Source organism: Modestobacter roseus (genome assembly GCF_007994135.1).
Lineage (GTDB): Bacteria > Actinomycetota > Actinomycetes > Mycobacteriales > Geodermatophilaceae > Modestobacter > Modestobacter roseus.
In genome coordinates, this window is sequence record NZ_VLKF01000001.1 from 261,438 (window position 1) to 280,692 (window position 19,255).

General features: G+C 74.9%; 23 protein-coding genes. 15 read left to right on the top strand and 8 right to left on the bottom strand.

Going from position 1 to position 19,255, the window contains the following annotated elements; all coding sequences use genetic code 11:
- Positions 1-71: 71 nt before the first annotated feature.
- The 6 genes from JD78_RS01310 to JD78_RS01335 are packed head-to-tail and all read left to right on the top strand — an operon-like array spanning position 72 to position 4,234.
- On the top strand, positions 72-1,337 hold the full coding sequence (locus JD78_RS01310; protein ID WP_166520896.1) for a TadA family conjugal transfer-associated ATPase: 1,266 nt from the start codon (positions 72-74) through the stop codon (positions 1,335-1,337).
- Positions 1,334-2,197, top strand: a complete 864-nt coding sequence (locus JD78_RS01315; protein ID WP_166520897.1) for a type II secretion system F family protein — start codon at positions 1,334-1,336, stop codon at positions 2,195-2,197. Before JD78_RS01310 ends, JD78_RS01315 begins: the two co-directional genes overlap by 4 nt.
- Positions 2,194-3,135, top strand: a complete 942-nt coding sequence (locus tag JD78_RS01320) for a type II secretion system F family protein (protein ID WP_153356713.1) — start codon at positions 2,194-2,196, stop codon at positions 3,133-3,135. Before JD78_RS01315 ends, JD78_RS01320 begins: the two co-directional genes overlap by 4 nt.
- Positions 3,136-3,163: 28 nt before the next feature.
- A complete protein-coding gene (locus tag JD78_RS01325; RefSeq protein WP_153356716.1) occupies positions 3,164-3,370 on the top strand; it encodes a hypothetical protein in 207 nt (68 codons plus the stop codon).
- Positions 3,339-3,767 (top strand): TadE/TadG family type IV pilus assembly protein, encoded by a 429-nt coding sequence (locus JD78_RS01330; protein ID WP_153356718.1) that lies wholly within the window; start codon positions 3,339-3,341, stop codon positions 3,765-3,767. Before JD78_RS01325 ends, JD78_RS01330 begins: the two co-directional genes overlap by 32 nt.
- Complete coding sequence (locus tag JD78_RS01335) at positions 3,764-4,234, top strand: hypothetical protein (protein ID WP_228394906.1); 471 nt, start codon at positions 3,764-3,766, stop codon at positions 4,232-4,234. Before JD78_RS01330 ends, JD78_RS01335 begins: the two co-directional genes overlap by 4 nt.
- A gap of 110 nt (positions 4,235-4,344) precedes the next feature.
- Here JD78_RS01335 and JD78_RS01340 read toward each other — a convergent pair whose 3' ends face one another.
- Both JD78_RS01340 and JD78_RS21640 read right to left on the bottom strand, forming a co-directional pair.
- On the bottom strand, positions 4,345-5,901 hold the full coding sequence (locus JD78_RS01340; protein ID WP_208103942.1) for a DUF4832 domain-containing protein: 1,557 nt from the start codon (positions 5,899-5,901) through the stop codon (positions 4,345-4,347).
- Between the two features lie 77 nt (positions 5,902-5,978).
- Positions 5,979-6,224, bottom strand: a complete 246-nt coding sequence (locus tag JD78_RS21640; protein ID WP_208103943.1) for a hypothetical protein — start codon at positions 6,222-6,224, stop codon at positions 5,979-5,981.
- 195 nt (positions 6,225-6,419) lie between these two features.
- On the opposite strand from JD78_RS21640, the gene JD78_RS01345 reads away from it, so the two are divergent.
- On the top strand, positions 6,420-6,704 hold the full coding sequence (locus JD78_RS01345; protein ID WP_153356724.1) for a hypothetical protein: 285 nt from the start codon (positions 6,420-6,422) through the stop codon (positions 6,702-6,704).
- A 4-nt stretch (positions 6,705-6,708) separates the two neighbouring features.
- Here the strand turns inward: JD78_RS01345 and JD78_RS01350 are convergent, their stop codons facing one another.
- Both JD78_RS01350 and JD78_RS01355 read right to left on the bottom strand, forming a co-directional pair.
- Positions 6,709-7,362 carry a response regulator transcription factor gene (locus JD78_RS01350; protein WP_153356727.1) on the bottom strand — a complete coding sequence of 218 codons (654 nt, stop codon included), beginning with the start codon at positions 7,360-7,362 and terminating at the stop codon, positions 6,709-6,711.
- Positions 7,350-8,588 (bottom strand): sensor histidine kinase, encoded by a 1,239-nt coding sequence (locus JD78_RS01355; RefSeq protein ID WP_153356730.1) that lies wholly within the window; start codon positions 8,586-8,588, stop codon positions 7,350-7,352. Before JD78_RS01355 ends, JD78_RS01350 begins: the two co-directional genes overlap by 13 nt.
- Positions 8,589-8,740: 152 nt before the next feature.
- On the opposite strand from JD78_RS01355, the gene JD78_RS01360 reads away from it, so the two are divergent.
- The 4 genes from JD78_RS01360 to JD78_RS01375 all read left to right on the top strand — a co-directional run bounded on the left by JD78_RS01360 (position 8,741) and on the right by JD78_RS01375 (position 12,563).
- Positions 8,741-8,965: a hypothetical protein gene (locus JD78_RS01360; RefSeq protein ID WP_153356733.1), complete on the top strand. Its 225-nt coding sequence runs from the start codon at positions 8,741-8,743 to the stop codon at positions 8,963-8,965.
- Complete coding sequence (locus JD78_RS01365) at positions 8,962-9,726, top strand: ABC transporter ATP-binding protein (protein WP_153356736.1); 765 nt, start codon at positions 8,962-8,964, stop codon at positions 9,724-9,726. Before JD78_RS01360 ends, JD78_RS01365 begins: the two co-directional genes overlap by 4 nt.
- Positions 9,727-9,729: 3 nt before the next feature.
- Entirely contained in the window at positions 9,730-12,240 is a 2,511-nt protein-coding gene (locus JD78_RS01370) for an ABC transporter permease (RefSeq protein WP_208103944.1), read from the top strand.
- A gap of 119 nt (positions 12,241-12,359) precedes the next feature.
- Positions 12,360-12,563, top strand: coding sequence for a hypothetical protein (locus tag JD78_RS01375; protein ID WP_153356740.1), 204 nt, complete (start codon positions 12,360-12,362; stop codon positions 12,561-12,563).
- A gap of 39 nt (positions 12,564-12,602) precedes the next feature.
- Here JD78_RS01375 and JD78_RS01380 read toward each other — a convergent pair whose 3' ends face one another.
- Positions 12,603-12,833, bottom strand: coding sequence for a hypothetical protein (locus JD78_RS01380; protein ID WP_153356743.1), 231 nt, complete (start codon positions 12,831-12,833; stop codon positions 12,603-12,605).
- Positions 12,834-13,091: 258 nt separating this feature from the next.
- Positions 13,092-13,328, bottom strand: a complete 237-nt coding sequence (locus JD78_RS01385; RefSeq protein ID WP_153356747.1) for a hypothetical protein — start codon at positions 13,326-13,328, stop codon at positions 13,092-13,094.
- 185 nt (positions 13,329-13,513) lie between these two features.
- Between JD78_RS01385 and JD78_RS01390 the strand changes: the two genes are divergently transcribed.
- Positions 13,514-15,283 carry a putative bifunctional diguanylate cyclase/phosphodiesterase gene (locus tag JD78_RS01390; protein WP_228394908.1) on the top strand — a complete coding sequence of 590 codons (1,770 nt, stop codon included), beginning with the start codon at positions 13,514-13,516 and terminating at the stop codon, positions 15,281-15,283.
- Positions 15,284-15,292: 9 nt separating this feature from the next.
- Here JD78_RS01390 and JD78_RS01395 read toward each other — a convergent pair whose 3' ends face one another.
- Positions 15,293-15,604, bottom strand: a complete 312-nt coding sequence (locus JD78_RS01395) for a DUF6343 family protein (RefSeq protein ID WP_208103945.1) — start codon at positions 15,602-15,604, stop codon at positions 15,293-15,295.
- 46 nt (positions 15,605-15,650) lie between these two features.
- On the opposite strand from JD78_RS01395, the gene prfB reads away from it, so the two are divergent.
- The 3 genes from prfB (at position 15,651) to ftsX (ending at position 18,490) form a co-directional block, all read left to right on the top strand.
- Positions 15,651-16,760, top strand: coding sequence for a peptide chain release factor 2 (gene prfB / locus JD78_RS01400; RefSeq protein WP_153356750.1), 1,110 nt, complete (start codon positions 15,651-15,653; stop codon positions 16,758-16,760).
- Between the two features lie 89 nt (positions 16,761-16,849).
- Complete coding sequence (ftsE, locus tag JD78_RS01405; protein WP_153356753.1) at positions 16,850-17,539, top strand: cell division ATP-binding protein FtsE; 690 nt, start codon at positions 16,850-16,852, stop codon at positions 17,537-17,539.
- A 66-nt stretch (positions 17,540-17,605) separates the two neighbouring features.
- The gene (ftsX, locus tag JD78_RS01410; RefSeq protein ID WP_153356756.1) at positions 17,606-18,490 is read left to right on the top strand and encodes a permease-like cell division protein FtsX; all 885 of its coding nucleotides are present in this window, start codon (positions 17,606-17,608) and stop codon (positions 18,488-18,490) included.
- Positions 18,491-18,555: 65 nt separating this feature from the next.
- Here ftsX and JD78_RS01415 read toward each other — a convergent pair whose 3' ends face one another.
- Positions 18,556-18,738: a DUF559 domain-containing protein gene (locus JD78_RS01415; RefSeq protein ID WP_166520898.1), complete on the bottom strand. Its 183-nt coding sequence runs from the start codon at positions 18,736-18,738 to the stop codon at positions 18,556-18,558.
- Positions 18,739-19,255: the final 517 nt, after the last annotated feature.

A 19,255-nucleotide genomic window follows, 5' to 3' on the forward strand; every position in this document is an offset into this window, starting at 1 on the left:
GAACTGGTCACGCGTTGTCCACAGCGGCGTCCCGCCGGAACGCGATCTCCCCTTACAGTCGCTGCACTCTGATGGCATCTGGGCTGTTCGACGGGGGGATCGTGCCGGTTCTGGGTTCGGCGGTCGACGTCGTCGACGGCGAGGTGCGTGAGCTGATCCGCCGGCGCGGCCTCGATCCGTTCGCCGACCCGGCACCGGTCCGGGTGCTGGTGCGCGACGTCGTCACCGACTACTCCGAGCGGTCGCTGTCCTCGGCGCTGCCGCCGATCGGTGACCCGGAGTCCGTCGTCCGCGACGTGCTCGACCGGGTCGCCGGCTACGGGCCGCTGCAGCGGTTCCTCGACGACCCGGAGGTCGAGGAGATCTGGGTCAACGAGCCGGGCCGGGTGTTCGTCGCCCGCCGGGGCCGCTCGGAGCTGACCACCACGGTGCTGCGCGCCGGGGAGCTGGCCGACCTGGTCGAGCGGATGCTGCGCACCTCGGGCCGGCGGATCGACATGTCGACGCCGTTCGTCGACGCGATGCTGCCCGACGGGTCGCGGCTGCACGTGGTGATCCCCGACGTCACCCGCCGGCACATGGCGGTGAACATCCGCAAGTTCGTGCTGCAGGCGCACAGTCTCGACGAGCTGGTCGCGCTCGGCACGATCACCCCCCAGGCCGCCCGCTTCCTGGAGGCCTCGGTTGCGGCCGGGCTGAACATCCTCGTCGCCGGCGGCACCCAGGCCGGGAAGACGACGCTGCTGAACTGCCTGTGCGCGGCGATCCCGGCGCGGGAGCGGGTGGTGACCTGCGAGGAGGTCTTCGAGCTGCGCATCCCGCTGCCCGACGTGGTGGCGATGCAGACCCGGCAGGCCAACCTCGAGGGCGCCGGGGAGATCCCGCTGCGCCGGCTGGTGAAGGAGGCGCTGCGGATGCGGCCCTCCCGGCTGGTGGTCGGCGAGGTGCGACAGGAGGAGTGCCTGGACCTGCTCATCGCGCTCAACTCCGGGCTGCCGGGCATGTGCACGCTGCACGCCAACAGCGCCCGCGAGGCCGTGGTCAAGATGTGCACGCTGCCGCTGCTGGCCGGGGAGAACATCGGCCACGCGTTCGTCGTCCCGACCGTCGCCTCCAGCGTCGACCTGGTGGTGCACGTCGGCACCGACCCGTCCGGCCAGCGCCGGGTGCGGGAGATCGTCGCGCTGCCCGGCCGGGCCGAGGGCAGCGTGGTGGAGACCGCTGACGTCTTCACCTCCCGCGAGGGCCGGCTGGTGCGCGCCGACGGCTACCCGCCGCACGCCGAGCGCTTCGCCGCCGCGGGCTTCGACCTGGCCGCCCTGCTGGGGGAGGCGTGACCGTCCCCGGTGGGCTGATCGGGCTGGCGCTCGGCGTCGGCCTGCTGCTGATCTGGCGCTCCGGGCCGCGCGCACCGCAGCGCCGTCCGGGTCGGGGTGGCTCAGGACGGCGGCGGCAGCTGCTGGCCGCCGCCGGGCTGACCGGCATCAACGGTGCCCAGTTGGTGGGGCTGCAGGTGGGGCTCGGGCTGGTCACTGCGCTGCTGGTGCTGCTGACCACGGCGACGGTGAGCATCAGCGCGGTCTTCGGCGTCTTCGGCGCCGCGGTGCCGCACCTGCTGGTGCGCCGGCTGGCCGCCAAACGCCGCGCCGACCTGCGCGAGGTGTGGCCCGAGGTGGTCGACAACCTGGCGTCCGCGGTGCGGGCCGGCCTGTCGCTGCCCGAGGCGCTGGGGGCGCTGGCCGTCCGGGGACCGGAGGTGTTGCGTCCGCACTTCGCCCGGTTCGCCGCCGACCACCGTTCCAGCGGGCGGTTCGCCGATGCGCTCGACCGGCTCAAGGCCGACCTCGCCGACCCGGTCGGCGACCGGATCGTGGAGACCCTGCGGGTGGCGCGCGAGGTCGGCGGCAGCGACCTGGGGCGGGTGCTGCGCACGCTGGCGGCGTTCCTCCGCGAGGACGCCCGCGCCCGCGCGGAGCTGGAGACCCGGCAGGGCTGGGTGGTGCAGGCGGCCCGGCTCGCGGTGGCCGCCCCCTGGGCGGTGCTGCTCCTGCTCGCCACCCAGCAGCAGACGCTCACCGCCTACGACACCCCGACCGGGATGGTGCTGCTGCTGGTCGGTGGCGCGGTGTGCGTCGTGGCCTACCGGCTGATGAAGCGGATCGGGCGGTTGCCCGAGGACGTCCGGGTGCTGCAATGACGGCCGGTGTGCTGGGGATGCTGCTCGGGCTGGCCGCCGGCTGCGGGGTGCTGCTCGCGGTGTCGTTCTCCCCGCCGTTCCGGCAGGTGCGGCTGGTCGACCGGCTCGCGCCCTACGTGCACGACACCCCGGCGCCGTCCCGGCTGCTGGGCACGGTCACGCAGCCGGGCATGCTCACCGCCGCCCGGCGGGTGTTCGCCCCGGTGCTGGTCGACGGTGCCCGGCACGTCGACCGGCTGCTCGGTGGCCGCGGTGCGGTCCGCCGGCGGCTGGACGCGCTCGGCACCGAGACCACGGTGGAGGACTTCCGGGTCGAGCAGGTCGTGTGGGGTGGGCTCGGCCTGCTCGGCGGCGCGCTGCTGACCCTGGTCGGCTCGGCGCTGGCCGGTTCGGTGAACGTGCTCTCCGCTGTGCTGCTGTGCGTGGCCGGTCTGGTCGGCGGGGTGCTGGGCCGCGACTGGTGGCTGACCCAGCAGGTGCAGCGTCGCGAGGAGCTATTGCTCGCCGAGTTTCCCGTGGTGGCCGAGCTGCTGGCGCTGGCGGTGACCGCGGGGGAGAGCCCGGTCGCGGCGATCGCCCGGGTCACCCGCCTGTCCGGTGGGGAGCTGGCCCGTGAGCTGGGTGCCGCGCTGGGCCGGGCCCGGGCCGGCACGCCGCTGGTCGAGGCGCTGCAGGAGCTCGCCGACCGCACGTCGCTGGAGACGCTGGCGCGGTTCGTCGACGGCGTCGTCGTCGCCATCGAGCGCGGCACCCCGCTCGCCGAGGTGCTGCGCGCGCAGGCCGCCGACGTCCGGGAGGCCGGCAAGCGCCGGCTGCTGGAGGCCGGCGGTCGCAAGGAGATCGCCATGATGGTGCCGGTCGTCTTCCTGGTGCTGCCGGTCACCGTCCTGTTCGCCCTGTACCCGGGCCTGATCAGCATCGTCTCGCTGGCGCAGTGACGCCGGTGACCAAGAGGAAGGACGACGGATGCGCGCCTACGCGTACCTGACCGCGACACTCACCGCCCTGGCGGCACGGCTGGACGACGGGGATCCCGAGCGGGGCGACGTGCCCGGCTGGGTGATGATCACCGTGATGACCGCGGCGCTGGTGCTGGCGATCCTGATCCCGTTCCGGACGGCGATCGTCACCGCGGTGAGCAATGCGCTGTCCTCGGTCACGACCGTCCAGTAGCGGGCCGGACGACGACGGCGAGCGGGGGAGCGCCGTCGTCGACTTCGTGCTGGTCGGGGTGCTGATCCTGGCGCTGTTGCTCGCGGTGCTGCAGGTGGCGGTCTACGTGCACCTGCGCAACGTCGTGGTGGCCAGCGCGGCGGAGGGCGCCCGGTACGCGGCGAACGCCGACGTACCGGCCGACGTCGGTGCGGCGCGGGCGGTGGAGGTGGTCGCCCGGGCGACGTCGGAGGGGACGGCGGCGGGGCTGGCGTGCTCGTCGTCGGAGGAGACCGACGAGTCCGGGCTGACGCTGGTCGTGGTGCGCTGCTCGGGGGCGGTGCCCTCGCTGATCGGTGGGCTGGGGAACCTGCTGCCGATCACGGTGACCGGCCGTGCGGTGGAGGAGGCCCGGTGAGGTGGCTGCGGGTTCGGCTGGGGCAGGGCGGCGACGGCGAGCGCGGGTCGGCGATCGTGGAGTTCGTGTTCGTGGCGCTGGTGGTGTTCCTGCCGCTGATCTACGTGATCGCCGGGTTCTCGGCGGTGCAGCGAGGGGTGTTCGCGGCGAACGCGGCGGCGCGGGAGGCGGGGCGGGCGCTGGCGACGGCGCCGGACCTGGCAACCAGGCAGGCGCGGGCGGAGGCCGCAGTCGCCGTCGCGGTGGAGGACCAGTCGGTGGCGGCGACCGACGTGGTGCTGGCCTACGCCCCGGCGGGCTCGGGCTGTGACGCGGCGGGGTCGTACACGCCGGCGATGGTGCCGGGGGAGGAGTTCAGCGTGTGCGTGACGGTGACCGTGCGGGTGCCGCTGCTGCCGGAGTTCATCGACGCCAACACCGCCACCGGCCAGTTCGTCGTCGAACGCGACCGCTACGTCGACGGCTGACCCCACCGTTGTGCACTCGTCGTCGGTTCGCCTCGAGAGAACCGACGACCAGCGCACAACGGCGGCGGGACGCCGGCCGGGGGGCGTCCGCACCCCCGGCCGGCGAGAGGTCAGCCGTCCAGCCGGACGGCGGGGGTGCAGCCCGCCGGCTGGCTGCCGGCCACCGCGATGGTCTGGCCGAGGTCGTTCCAGCCGGTGCCGGCCTCCCAGGTGCCCTCGTTCGCCGTCCGGATCGACCAGTCCGGGTTCCCGCGCAGCGACGCCTCGGCCGACGGCAGCTCCAGGTGGGCGGCGTAGGTCCCGGCCGGGACGCCGCACGGGGTCGCGCTGATCGTGGTGGTGGTGCCCGGCGCCCAGTGCCGCGCGTCGGCCGGCCCGGACGCCGCCGCGGCGCCGCCGGCGCCCACGGAGTCCACGAACGGCACCGCCCAGGTGCCCGCGTCGCCCTGAAGGACCAGGCGCGCCGGCCGCTGCTCGTACGGTGCCGCCCAGCCCTCGTTGCGGACGGCGACCGTCACCGTGGGGACGGCCCGGCGCGGCGTCCGGACCGTGCTCTGCTCCAGCACGAACCGGTAGCCCAGCCGCCGGGCGGTCTCCGCCAGGCCCTCGGCGCCCCAGGAGTCGAGCACGTCCTGGTGGTAGTCCCGGTTGAGGTAGCTGTAGTGGTACCGGGCCATCTCCGCCGAGGCGCTGGCCCACCCCGAGCGCGGCGCGTTCACCGTGCAGGTCTCCCCGCCCATCGGCACGAACTGCGTCTCCTGGGCCAGGTAGTCCTGGTCCAGGGCCAGCGGATAGGACAGGAAGGTGCCGTAGTCGTCGGGGCTGGCCAGGAAGCAGTCGTTGTGGTGCCCGACCCGGGCGACGTCGGACCCGTCGAAGGCCTGCTCCGCGGTCAGCGCCCCGGCGGTGCCGGTGGGCACCCCGAGCACGTGCTGCTTGATCGCCATGGTGCGCACCTGGACCGGCACGTCCACCGGCAGCGCGTCGAGCAGGGCGTGCACGACCGCGGCCCGGTTCGCCCAGTCGGCGTCGGTCAGCACGACCGGGTTCGCCGGGTCGGCGGCGAAGTGGTCGGTGTAGTACCACTCGCCCCACAGCCCGATGAAGCCCGCCTGCACGGTGGCGATGACGTCGCTGTTGGCCCGCAGCACCGGGGTGAGCTGGTCGATGTGGGCCAGGACGGTGTCCAGCGGGGCGTCACCGTAGGAGGGCGCGTACGGCCAGGCGCCGCCCTGGGCGTAGGCGAACCGGACGACCACCGAGACGCCGGCCTCCCGGGCGGTGTCCAGGTCGGCGTCGACCAGGGCCAGCCACGCCGGGTCCAGCGTGGGGTCGGCCGCGTACTTCTCCAGGTAGAAGACCCGCAGCACCTGGGTGATGCCCTCGGCCCGGTAGCCGCGCAGGGTGGCGGCGTCCAGCGGCGTGTAGCCGGAGCCGTCGGCCCGGTAGTGGGTCTCGGTGTGGTGGTAGAAGCCGCGGGACGGGTTGGCGATCACCCGGTCGGTCGGCGCGTACTGCACGGTCGAGGCCGTGGTGCGGGTTCCCGCCCCCGCCTCCCCGGCGAGGACCACCTGGGTCGAGCCGGCGAGACAGGCGAGGGCGAGGGCCGCGGCGGCGCGGCGTGGGGTCGAGGTGCGGGCGGAGCGCGAGCGGAGGAGCTGGGTCACGCGGCCCAGTGTGGACGAGCGCGGCCGCCGTCCCCGGGATGCGCCGGGGACTCGCGGGCCGGGGCAGCGGGCGCCGGTCAGCCGGCGATGCGGCTGCACTCCGGGCAGCGGTCGGTGCCGGCGAAGGCCAGCCAGTCCTGGTCGGCGACGGCGGACACGAGCACGCCGCAGACCGACTGGTCGAGGCCGTCGACCACGGGCCGGGCAACGGCGTGGGTGATCGCGCTGCTGCTGCGCGGGTCGTGCGCCGTGGAGGCGACATGGCTGCCGACGAGGCGCGTGGCGGTGAGGGAGGTGCCGGTCAGGGAGAGGCTCGCCGTCATGGCGGTGAGCCTGCCGGACGAACATGACGATCAGACGTCGGTTCGGCTGTGATCGCGCGATGCTCCGTCACATCCGCACACGTGCCGGGAGAACGGCGCACCGAACCGTGAGGGTCAGCCGGTCGCGGCGGGGGTAGGGCGTCGGCAGCCCGAGCCGAGGGCACGGTCCGTCACCGCCTCCCGGGAGGTCTCCTCATGACCCGCTCCACCCGCGTCTCCACGCGCAGCAGCCACCCGCTGGTCAACCAGAACGACACCGACCGCCGCACCAGCGTCGAGAAGATCAGTGCCGCCGAGGGTGAGCCCGCCGATGTCTCTCCCGCGGAGGCCGGCGAGTCGAACGCACCGCGGACGCGCGGACTGTTCCAGAGGCACAGCTGGCTGGTGCCGGTGACCGTCGTGGTGGCCATCTTCGCCGCCTTCGGGCTGATGATCGCGCTCACCCTGCTGGCCGGCGGCAGCACGCCGTTCACCTCGTGACCGGTCAGCGGCGCACGGCGTCCAGGTAGCGCAGCACCGCACTGACCCGGCGGTCGGTCGCATCGGTCGGCGGCAGGTCGAGCTTGGCGAAGATGCTGCGGATGTGCTTGTGCACGGCCCCGTCGGTGACGACCAGCCGCCCGGCGATCGCCGTGTTGCCCAGCCCCTCGGCCATCAGCGCCAGCACCTCCCGCTCGCGGGCGCTGAGCCGGTCCAGCCCCGCGTCCGGCCGGGAACGGGTGAGCAGCTGGGCCACCACCTCCGGGTCGATCGCCGTCCCGCCGTCGGCCACCCGGTGCAGCGCCCCCAGGAACTCCTCCACCCGGCCCACCCGCTCCTTCAGCAGGTAGCCCAGCCGCCGCGCGCCGCCGGCCAGCAGCTCGGTGGCGAACGCCTGCTCCACGTACGCCGACAGCACCAGCACCGCCAGCTCCGGCTGCCGGTGCCGCGCCTCGACCGCGGCCCGCACCCCCTCGTCGGTGTGCGTGGGCGGCATCCGGACGTCGACGATCGCGACGTCGGGCCGGTGCTCGTCGACCGCGGCCAGGAACCCGTCCGGCTCACCCGCGGTGGCCACCACGTCCAGGCCCTCCGCGCGCAGCAGCAGCGCCAGCCCCTCCCGCAGCAGCGCGTCGTCCTCGGCGATCACGATCCGCACGGCAGCTCCACCTCCAGCGTCGTCGGCCCGCCCGGCGGGCTGTCCAGGGTGAGGACGCCGTCGTGCGCCTCCACCCGCCGGCGCACCCCGGCCAGCCCCGAGCCGCCACCCTCGACCGCTCCGCCGTGGCCGTCGTCGGTGACGGTCACCGAGAGCCGGTCCCCGTACCGCCGCGCGGTCACCCGCACCGACGAGGCGCCGCTGTGCCGGGCCACGTTGGTCAGCGCCTCGGCCACCACGAACCACGCGGTCGCCTCCACCGACGCCGGGCAGCGACCCGGGACGTCGACGTCGACCGTGCACGGCACCGGGCTGGACGCCGCCAGCCCGGTGAGCGCCCCGGCCAGCCCGCGGTCGACCAGCACCGGCGGCAGGATGCCCCGCGCCACCGACCGCAGCTCGGCCAGCGCCTGCTCGGCGGCGTCCTGGGCGCGCCCCATCAGCTCGCCGGCCGCGGCCGGGTCCCGGTCCATCGACCGCCGCGCCGCGCCCAGCAGCACGGTGACCGCGACCAGCCGGTTCTGCGTGCCGTCGTGCAGCGACCGTTCGATCCGCCGCAGCTCCGCCACGTGCGCGTCCAGCGCTGCGGCCCGGGTGGCGGTCAGCTCGGCCACCCGCAGCGACAGGTCGGTGCCCGGTGGGGGGCCGAGCAGCCGGCCCACCCCCCGCCGCTGGGACCGCGCCATCAGCGGCGTCAGCCCCACGGTCAGCGCCGCGAAGCCCAGGCCCAGCAGCGACACCGCCACCGCGCCGGTCCAGTCGGACACCGACCACCACCAGGGCGAGCCGAAGGTCTCCGGGGCCAGCGCCCGCCAGTACAGCGGGTAGGTGAGGTCCCGCACCGCGTAGACCGGCAGCGCGATGCCCGCCAGGTCGTAGACCAGGCCGACCGTGCCGTGCCCGGCCACCCACGCCAGCTCCCGCCGGGTGGCGGCGTCGCCCAGCGCGGCCCGCCAGGAGTCCGGCGCCGGGCCGGGGCCGAGCACGTCGGGACCCCACCGGCTCAGCCGCGCGCGTTCCCGGTCGGCCAGCCAGCGCACGCCGCGCAGCGCCGCCGGTGCCAGCAGCAGCCCCACCCCGACCAGCGACAGCACGGCCACCACGACCAGCCAGAGCAGCAGGCAGAACGCCAGCAGCGCGGTCCCCAGGCCGCCACCGAGCTGCTCCAGCGCGCCCAGCACCGGGCGGACGCCGCCCCAGCGGGCGGAGGAGACGGGGCGCGGCACGGCCCAGACGCTAGGGCGGCGGGAGCCCGGCGTCACGCGCACGCGGCCAGGAGTACAGCAGGCACTACCTCGAAAAGGCCAGGTGAGGGGATCGGAAAGCGGTCCGGGCCGGACGAACCTCGACGGGGACACCGCACCCCCAGGAGGACACCGTGCCCGATCCCTACCGCCTCGACGGCGCCCCGCAGACCCCTACGACGTCCGCGTCCGTGGCCCGCCCGCTGCGCACCCTGCTGTGGGTGCTGCTCGCGCTCAGCGTGGCCGGCAACAGCCTGGCCTCGCTCGGCGTGCTGCCGCTGGCGCTGAACATCGCCTTCGGCCTGGTCACCGCGGCCTGCGTCGCCGCGCTCGTCGTCGACCACCTCCGCCGGCGATGAGCGCCCCCCTGACCGCGCCCGGCGCGCGCCGCGCGGAGCAGTCCGAGCCGGCCGTGGTGCTGCGCTCGGTGAGCAAGCTGCACCCCGGCGGCGTCCGCGCCCTCGACGACGTCTCCCTCACCGTGCGGCGCGGCACCTTCCTCGCCGTCATGGGCCCCTCCGGCTCGGGCAAGAGCACCCTGCTGCACTGCGCAGCGGGCCTGGACACCCCCACCAGCGGCGAGGTGCTGCTGGCCGGGCAGGAGATCGGCCGGCTGGACGAGGCGCGCCGCACCGAGCTGCGCCGCGACCGGATCGGCTTCGTCTTCCAGTCCTACAACCTGCTGCCGGCGCTCACCGTCGCCGACAACGTCACCCTCCCGCTGCGGCTGGCCGGCGCCCCGCTGGACCGCGACTGGGTGCAGCACCTGCTCGACCGGGTCGGCCTCGGACAGCACCTGGACCGCCGGCCGGCCGAGCTGTCCGGTGGGCAGCAGCAGCGGGCCGCCATCGCCCGCGCCCTGGTCGCCCGGCCCGCCGTCGTCTTCGCCGACGAGCCCACCGGCGCGCTCGACCGGGCCAGCGCCGCGGGCGTGCTCGGGCTGCTGCGCGAGCTGGTCGACGAGCTGCAGCAGACCGTCGTGATGGTCACCCACGACCCGGCGGCCGCCGCCGAGGCCGACCGCACCGTGGTCATGGCCGACGGCCGGATCGTCGACACCCTGGACTGGCCGACCGCGTCGGCCCTGGCCGCGCGCCTGGTCGCGCTCGGGGAGGGCTGAGCCGTGCTCGGACTCGCCACCGCGATGGCCCGCCGCCGGCTCGCCGCACTCGTCGCGGTCTTCTGCGCGGTGCTCGGGGCGGCGGCGATCGTCACCGGCACCGGCGTGCTGATGGAGTCCGGACTGCGGTCGGAGCTGCCCGCCGGCCGGCTCGCCGGCGCCGACGTCCTCGTCTCCGCCGACCAGACCGTGCGGCCGCCCGAGGACCTGCCGATCGCGCTCCCCGAGCGCGCGCCGCTCCCCGCCGACCTGGCCGGCCGGCTCGCCGACCTGCCCGGGGTCACCGCCGTCGCCACCGACGTCAGCTTCCCCGCCGCGCTGCTCACCGGCGACGACGCCGTCGTCGGTGCCGCCGACCCGGCGCAGGGCGGGCACGGCTGGTCGTCCGTGGACCTGCTGCCCGGTGCGGAGGTGACCGGCACCGCGCCCGACGGACCCGGTGAGGTCGCGCTCGGCGCCGACCTGGCCACCGCCGCCGGCGTCGCCCCCGGCGACCGGGCTCGGGTCGTGGTCGACGGCGGCCCGCCGACGGACGTCCGGGTCACCGCCGTGGTGCGCCCCGAGGGCGCCGGCATCCTGCTCCCGGACGACGCCGCCGCGACGCTGCGCGACGAGGGGCCGCGAGCCGGCACCGTCGACCTGATCGGCCTGCGGGTCGAGCCCGGCACCGCCGACGACGTGGCTGCGGCCGCCCGCCGGCTCGTGGGGTCCGACGTCGAGGTGGCCACCGGCGACGCCCGCGGGGAACTGCTGCAGCCCGAGGCGGCCGCCGGTCGTTCGCTGCTCGTGGTGCTGGCCGGCTCACTGGCCGGGGTGCCGCTGCTGGTGGTCGGCTTCATCGTCGCGGGGGCGCTCAGCGTGAGCATCGCCGGCCAGCGCCGCGAGCTGGCGCTGCTGCGCGCGGTCGGCACCACCCCGCGCCAGGTGCGCCGGCTGGTCGCCACGCAGGCGTCCCTGGTCGGCGCGGTCGCCGCCGTCCCCGGGCTGGCGCTGGGGTACCTGGTGGCCGGCCAGCTCCGCCGGCTGCTGGTGCACCTGGGCATGCTGCCGGCCGAGCTGCCGCTGACCTTCTCCCCGCTGCCCGCCCTGGCGGCAGTGCTGCTGGTGCTCGCCGTCGTCCAGGTCGCGGCCCGCTCGGCCGCCTGGCGGGTCTCCCGGGAGCCGGTGACCACCGCGCTCGGGGAGTCCCGCACCGGGCCGAGGACGCCCTCGCGCGGCCGCACCGTGGCCGGGCTGGCGCTGCTCGCCGCCGCCGTCCCGCTCGCGGTGGCCCCGCTGCTGGACCGCACGGTGCTCGGCGCGGCCGGCACCTCGCTGGCCGGCATCGTCGCCGCCATCGGGCTGGCGATGGCCGGGCCGGCGCTGCTGCGCGCGGTCAGCGGCCGGGTCGTCCGGGCGCTGCCCGCGGGCACGTCGGCGCCCAGCTGGCTCGCGGTGGCGAACCTGCACGGCTACGCGCTGCGCTCGGCCGGGGCGATCACCACGCTGGCGATGGCGGTGGTCTTCACGCTGACCTACGCCTTCTCCCAGACCACGGTCAGCGGGGCCGCCGCGCGGGAGGCCGAGGCCGGCACGCGGGCCGACACCGCCGTCGCCGCACCGGCCCTGGGCGGGGTGCCCGCGGGCCTCGCCGACTCGGTCGCGGCGGTGCCCGGGGTGGACGCATCGGCGCCGGTGAGCACCACCACCGTCCTGCTCGGCACCCGGCTGTTCGGTGACGTGACCGTCGAGCCCGAGCCGGCGCTCGTGCTCACCCCGGACGCTGCCGGGGTGCTCGACCTGGACGTGCGCGACGGCGACCTGGCCGACCTGCGCGGCCCGACCGTGGCCGTCGCCCGCGGGGTCGCCGACGTGGGGGAGGACCTGCCGCTCACGCTGGGCGACGGCACCGACGTCGACGCCCGGGTGGTCGCCGTCTACGAGCGGGCCCTCGGGTTCGGTGGGGTGGCGGTGTCGGCCGACCTCGTCGCCGGGCACCGCACCACCGACCTCGCCGACCAGGTGCTGGTGCGCACCGACGGCAGCCCGGCGACCGCGGACCGGCTCGCGGCGCTGGCCGGCGACCGCCCCGGCGTGGTGGTGGCCGACGCGGCGGCCGGGGCCGAGCGGGGGGTGGCGCCCGAGGTGTGGCTCAACATCGCCGTCCTCGGGGTGCTGCTGGGCTACGTGCTGCTGGGCATCGCCAACTCGCTGGTCGCGGCCACCTCCCAGCGCGGCGACGAGCTGGCCGCGCTCCGGTTGACCGGCACCACCCCGGCGCAGGTGCGGTCGATGATGCGCCGGGAGGCCGGGCTGGTGTCGGCCGCCGCGATCGCGGCGGGCACGCTCGTCGCCGCCGTCCCGCTGGCGCTGCTCGGGATCGGCTTCCTCGGCCACCCCTGGCCGGCCGGGCCCTGGTGGTTGCTGCCGGCGACCGTGGCCGTCGTCGTCGGGGTCGCGTTCGCCGCGATCGAGGTGCCGACCCGGCTGGCGCTGCGCACCGGCCCGGCGGAGACGCTCGCCCGGGCCACCTGACCGCCGCGCAGGGTCCTCCGGCCCGGCGCGCGGGACCGTCGGCCCTGCCCCGGTGGTCGCGCCGTCCCGAGCATGGGAGGCGGGCGCCGTCCGGCGCCCGCCTCGCAGAGGGAGTGGTCATGAGCGTCGACACCGGGCAGCGTCCCGACACGGTGGAGCAGCCGGCCGAGCAGCCGCCGGCCCCGCAGCCCCCGGCCGGGAGGTCGGGGCTGGAGGACCGCGGGTGGGTCCTCGTCGTGGGCGTGCTGGTGGTGGCGCTGCTGGTGTTCGCGGCGATGATCGCGCTGACGGCGCTGGGTGGCGGGGACGGCTACCGGCCCTGAGTCACCCGGGCCGCGGCCCCGGACCGGGCCCGCTGCCGGTCACTGGCCCAGGTCGCGGTTCTGGCTGTGCTCGCTGAGCTGGGGCGCTGCGGGGTCCGGGCACGGCCGCGGTGGTGCGGCGGTCACGTGCGCCCAGCAGAGCCGGCACAGCTGGGTGGGCTCCGGTTCGACCAGCGGACGACCACCCAGCGCGCGCACCTCCACCCACCCCACGGCGGACTCTGCGGGAGACTGGGCCCCGCACTGGTCGCAGCGGTACAGCACGGTCATCGTGGTGCCTCCAGGACGAGGAACGCCGGTGGTCCTCGGTGGGGTGCGCAGGTGTCTGCGCGGGGAGGGGCTCAGGCGGTGGGCAGCAGCTCGGCCAGCTCCGCCTCGAACCACGCGTCGTCGAGGTCCTCGACCTCGTGCAGTTCGAGTTCGGCGAGCAGGGCGCGGGCGGTGGCGAGGTCCATGCCCCGACCCTGCGAGGCCGGCCGCACGGACGCCTCCAGCGTTCCGCAAGGGAACCGCAATCCACCGCCGGGTTCAGCCGCCGCGGTCGACCTCCGCGCGCACCACGCCCAGCAGCGCCGTCTGCGGCGCCGGGTCGGTGTGCTCGCCGCGGTCCAGCGCCTCCCGGGCCGGCCCGGGCAGCAGGCTCGCGGCCACGTCGTCCAGCCACACGGTGTCCCCGCGCAGCTGGCGACCCAGCCGGAGCACCTCGCCCTCGCGGTGCACCAGGTACTCCTCGCCGCCGAGCTCGATCGTCGTCGATCCACTCATGCGCCAGCCCCTACCCGGGGCCGGGAACCGGCTACACGCGGCACCGCCGCCCGGGCGCGTCGTCCCTCACTCTTTCCGGGCGTTTCGGCGCGGCGTGCCTCATGCTCGGAACGGTGCCGCCGATGGTGTCGGTGACACCGGGTCCGGATCCGCGGCGCCCGACGACCCTCAGCCCGGAGGTGCACGTGCCCCCAGCGACCAGGGTCTCCCTCCTCCCCGCCGACGTGCACGCAGGCCGGCACGGCGACCAGCTGGAGGCCGGCCTGCTCGCCGGCGTCCTCGACGCCCTGCCCTCGCCCACCGTCCTCATCGACACCGACGGCACCATCCTGCTGGCGAACTCCGGCTGGACCGAGGTCGCCGACGTGCTCGGCGTCGAGGAGCTGCGGGTCGGCGTCGGCGGCAACTACTTCCGCCTGATCCTGGGCCTCGGCGACGACGCCCGGAACCGGCAGCGGATCGCCGAGCTGCACGCCCTGATGGAGGGTCGGCGGGAGACCGTCGCCGCCGACTACGCCCTGCCGACCCCGGCCGGGGTGCGCTGGTACCACCTGCAGGCCGCGCGGGCCGACCAGGCCGGCCGCGTGGTGGTCACCCACACCGACGTCACCTCCCGCGTCCGGGCCGAGCGCGACTCCGCCTGGCAGGCCCGGCACGACCACCTCACCGAGCTGCCCAACCGGGCCCACCTGCACGAGCTCATCACCGCCGAGCTCGCCCGGCCCGACCACGGGCCGGTCACCGTGCTCTTCCTCGACGTCGACGGGTTCAAGGACGTCAACGACACCCTCGGCCACGAGGTCGGCGACCACCTGCTGCGGCAGCTGTCCGCCCGGCTGACCGCGCGCACCCGGTCCGAGGACACCGTCGGCCGGCTGGGCGGCGACGAGTTCGTCGTGCTGTGCCGGGACTGCGACGTCGAGGGCGCGCTGACCCTCGCCGAACGTTTCCGCCGCACCTTCGACGAGCCCTTCCAGCTGGCAGGGGAGCGGATCACCGGGCTGAGCGTGAGCATCGGGATCGCCACCGCCGCCGACGGCGAGGTGCGCTCCACCGACCTGGTCCGCGACGCCGACCTGGCCATGTACGCGGCCAAGGCCGGCGGACGCGACCGGGTCCGGGTCTTCACCCCGGAGCTGCGCTCGGCGGTCCGGCAGAAGGTGCTGGTCGCCGGGGAGCTGCGGGACGCCATCGACGCCGGGCAGCTGGTGCTGCACTACCAGCCGGTGCTGCACCTGGCCAGCGGCGAGGTCAAGGGCGTCGAGGCGCTGGTCCGCTGGCAGCACCCCGAGCGGGGCCTGCTCATGCCGGCGGACTTCATCCCGGCCGCCGAGCAGAACGGCGTGGTGGTGCGGCTCACCCAGTGGGTGCTGGCCGAGGCCACCCGCCAGGCCGTCGCCTGGGACGCGCTCGGCCTGCCGCTGGTCGTCGGCGTCAACATCAGCGCCGCCCACTTCGCCACCGGCACGCTCGTCGCCGACGTCGACGACGCGCTGACCGCCGCCGGGCTGCCGCCGGAACGGCTGCTGCTGGAGCTCACCGAGACCAGCGTCGCCGAGGACCCGCTGCGCGCCGCGGCGCAGTTCGCGCAGCTGCGGGTGGCCGGCGTCGAGGTCTCCATCGACGACTTCGGCAGCGGCTTCTCCTCGCTCAGCCAGCTGGTCTCCATCCCGGCCGGGCTGCTCAAGCTCGACCGCAGCCTGATCGCCGGCACCCGGGTCCGCCGCAGCGAGTCGGCCGCGGCCATCGCCGCCGTCGTCGGCCTCGCCGCGGCCTGCGGGATGCGCAGCCTCGCCGAGGGCGTGGAGACCGCCGACCAGCTCGCGCTGGTCACCGAGCTGGGCTGCACCCACGCGCAGGGCTTCCACATCGGGCGGCCGATGCCCGCCGACGAGCTCACCGCGTGGCTGCACCGGCGGGCGTCGGCCCGGACCGCCGAGCACCCGCCGGGCTGACCGCCGGGCTCAGCCGGGCTCGCCGCGCGCCTTCCGCCGCGCCACCACGCCCAGGTCGACCAGTGCGACCACCGCCAGCACGCACAGCACGACGGGGATGAACACCGGGACGTCGGAGGCGAACGCCAGGACGGCGAGCACGGCGCACAGCACCAGCCCGAAGGCGGCCAGCACCAGCCGCAGGGTCAGCGCGCTGCGCGCTTCACCCGCGCCACCCTCCACCGCCCGGGGCTGGGACTCGGGGATGCCGTGCGGGAAGTCGTCGCGCTCGTACTCGGTGAGGTCGTCGGGGGTGCGCCGGTCGTCGCGGGGCTCGCTCATGCCTCGTGCAGGTACCCGGGGCCCGGGCGCACTACCCTGGATCGACGTGGCCGCTGACTTCTCCGTCGTCCTGGACGAACTGAACACGACCCTCGCGTCGATCGAGGCCGTCCTGCGCGTCGACGACCTCCGGCAGGAGATCGCCGAACTGGAGGAACAGGCCGCCGCCCCGGACCTCTGGAACGACGTCGAGGCCGCGCAGGCGCTGACCTCCAAGCTCTCCTACCTGCAGGGCGACCTGCGCCGGGTCGAGGACCTCCGCAGCCGGCTGGACGACGTCGCGGTGCTGCACGAGATGGCCGCCGAGGAGGACGACCCCGCCGTCACCGCCGAGGCCGAGCGCGAGCTGACCGGCATCCGCACCGCCATCGAGGAGCTGGAGGTGCGCACGCTGCTCTCGGGCGAGTACGACGCCCGCGAGGCGCTGGTCACCATTCGCTCCGAGGCCGGGGGCGTCGACGCCGCCGACTTCGCCGAGATGCTGCTGCGCATGTACCTGCGCTGGGCCGAGCGGCACAAGTACCCGACCGAGGTCTACGACGTCTCCTACGCCGAGGAGGCCGGCATCAAGTCGGCCACCTTCGCGGTCAAGCAGCCCTACGCCTACGGCACCCTCTCGGTCGAGCAGGGCACCCACCGGCTGGTGCGCATCTCGCCCTTCGACAACCAGGGCCGCCGGCAGACCTCCTTCGCCGGCGTCGAGGTGCTGCCGGTCGTCGAGCAGACCGACCACGTCGACATCCCCGAGAACGAGATCCGGGTCGACGTCTTCCGCTCCTCCGGTCCGGGTGGGCAGAGCGTCAACACCACCGACTCCGCCGTCCGGATGACGCACATCCCGACCGGCATCGTCGTCTCCTGCCAGAACGAGAAGTCCCAGATCCAGAACCGCGCCGCGGCGCTGCGCGTGCTGCAGGCCCGGCTGCTCGTCGTCCGGCAGCAGGAGCAGCGGGCCGAGATGGACGCGCTCAAGGGGGAGGGGAGCAGCTGGGGCAACCAGATGCGCTCCTACGTGCTGCACCCGTACCAGATGGTCAAGGACCTGCGGACCGAGGTGGAGAGCGGCAACCCGTCCAGCGTCCTGGACGGCGACCTCGACTCCTTCATCGAGGCCGGCATCCGCTGGCGGCGGCAGCAGGACGCCGAGGTCTCCTGAGGTCCTGACCCGCGCGGCGCTCGCACAGCTTCGAGGCGCGCCGCGCGGGGGGATCGTGCCGGGGCCCGCGGCAGGTACCGTGGCGCCTCGTGATCGAATTGCAACACGTCACCAAGATCTACCCGACCAGTCCCCGGCCGGCTCTGGATGACGTCTCGATGCAGATCGACAAGGGCGAGTTCGTCTTCCTCATCGGCTCCTCGGGTTCGGGCAAGTCCACGTTCCTCCGGCTGCTGCTGAAGGAGGACAGCCCGACCAAGGGCGTCATCAAGGTCAACGACAAGAACCTCAGCACCATGAGCAAGTGGCAGGTGCCCAAGCTCCGCCGCACCATGGGCTGCGTCTTCCAGGACTTCCGGCTGCTGCGCAACAAGACGGTCGCCGAGAACGTCGCGTTCGCCCTCGAGGTGATCAACAAGCCGCAGCGCACCATCAAGCGGGTCGTGCCCGAGGTGCTGGAGATGGTCGGCCTGGACGGCAAGGAGAACCGGCTGCCCAACGAGCTCTCCGGTGGCGAGCAGCAGCGGGTGGCGATCGCCCGCGCGTTCGTGAACCGGCCGCTGGTGCTGCTGGCCGACGAGCCGACGGGCAACCTGGACCCGGAGACCAGCCAGGACATCATGCTGCTGCTGGAGCGGATCAACCGCACCGGCACGACCGTGGTCATGGCCACGCACGACTACCACATCGTCGACTCCATGCGGCGGCGCGTGATCGAGCTGAACGACGGGATCCTCTCCCGCGACCAGTCTCGTGGCGTCTACGGCGTCGGCCGCTGAGATGCCGGCCGCTGAGATGCGGGCCGCCGAGCCCGCCGTGCAGCTGAACGACACGACAGGGAACTGATGCGCGTCAACTTCGTCCTCTCCGAGGTGGCCGCCGGGCTGCGCCGGAACCTCACCATGACGGTGGCCATGATCCTGACCACGGGCATCTCGCTCGGGCTCATGGGCACCGGCCTGCTGATCGCCAACATGATCAGCGACATGCGCGAGATCTACTACGACAAGGTGCAGGTCTCGATCTACCTCACCGACGACGTCACCGAGGAGCAGCGCGACTCGATCGCCGCCACCCTCGAGGGCTCGCCGGAGGTGGCCAGCTACCTCTACGAGTCCAAGGCCGAGGCCTACGAGCGCTTCACCCAGCAGTTCCAGGAGCAGCCGGCGCTGATCGCCAACACCCCGGAGGACGCGCTCCCGGAGAGCTTCCGGGTCGAGCTGGTCAACCCCGAGCGGTACGAGGTCATCGCCGAGCAGTTCCCGGTCGGGCAGAACGGCGTGGAGGACGTCCGCGACGAGGGCGACTTCCTCGACCGGCTGTTCAGCCTGCTCAACGGAGCGCGGAACGCCACCATCGCGGTGGCGGTGGTCCAGGCGCTCGCGGCGCTGCTGCTGATCTCCAACACCATCCAGCTGGCCGCGTTCAACCGGCGCAACGAGACCAACATCATGCGGCTGGTCGGCGCCTCGCGCTGGTACACCCAGCTCCCGTTCATCCTCGAGGCGGCGCTGGCCGGCCTGATCGGCGCGGGGCTGGCGATCGGCGGCCTGGTGCTCACGAAGATCCTGTTCGTCGACAAGACGCTGGCCGGGCCGATCAAAGCCGGGATCATCCCACCGGTCGACTGGTCGGCGATCGCCGCGATCTCACCGATCATCGCCGCGGCCGGCGTTGGCCTGGCCGCCATCGCCGCCTACGTCACCCTGCGGCTCTACGTCCGGCTGTAGCCGCACGCTCGCACGATCTGCGACGTCGTGGCTTCCCGGCCCGGGAAGCCACGACGTTGCAGAAGTCACCGCGCAAGGGCACGGCGGACGGCGGTCACCACCTCGTGCGGCCGACCCAGGACGTCGGCGGAGGTGAAGCGCAGCACGACCCAGCCCGCCAGGACCAGCCGGTTCTGCCGCCGCAGGTCGTCGACGAAGACGTCGCGCTCCCGGTGCACGTTGCCCTGAAGGACCCGCCTGCTCCCCACGCCTCGCATGCTCGCCGCGGGCCCCTGCACGCGGGCCGGCGAAGGCGGTACTGCAGCGTCGGGCGGGGCAGCCCTGCCTCGTGCAGCAGCCACCGGGTCCCCGACTCCATCGGTGAGTCGACCCGGGGGTCGGCCACCGCCAGCACCCGCCGAGCCCGGGCCGCACCGTGTCCGGTGGGCCGCCGGCGCAGCGCCTCCTCCAGCTCGGCCGGCCGGCAGAGGACGTCGAGCAGCTGGTCGGTCACCGCGAGCAGAGCCGCGGGCGCCAGCTCGGCCGCGAGGTCGCGCCAGGTGCGGGCGGGGGAGGTCACGGGCATGCCCCAGCGCCGTTCGACGTCCTCGGGTGACAGGGGTGTCCGGTGCAGGTGCCGGTCGGCCCGGTTCCTCGCCTTCGAGCGGGGAGGCACCGTCAGGTGGGCCACGGACGACGCGGCGGCCAGCGGGATCTCCACCCGCCACATCGCGGCAGCGGTGTGGTGGCTGACCACGGCACCGGCCGGCGCGGTCAGCAGGACCG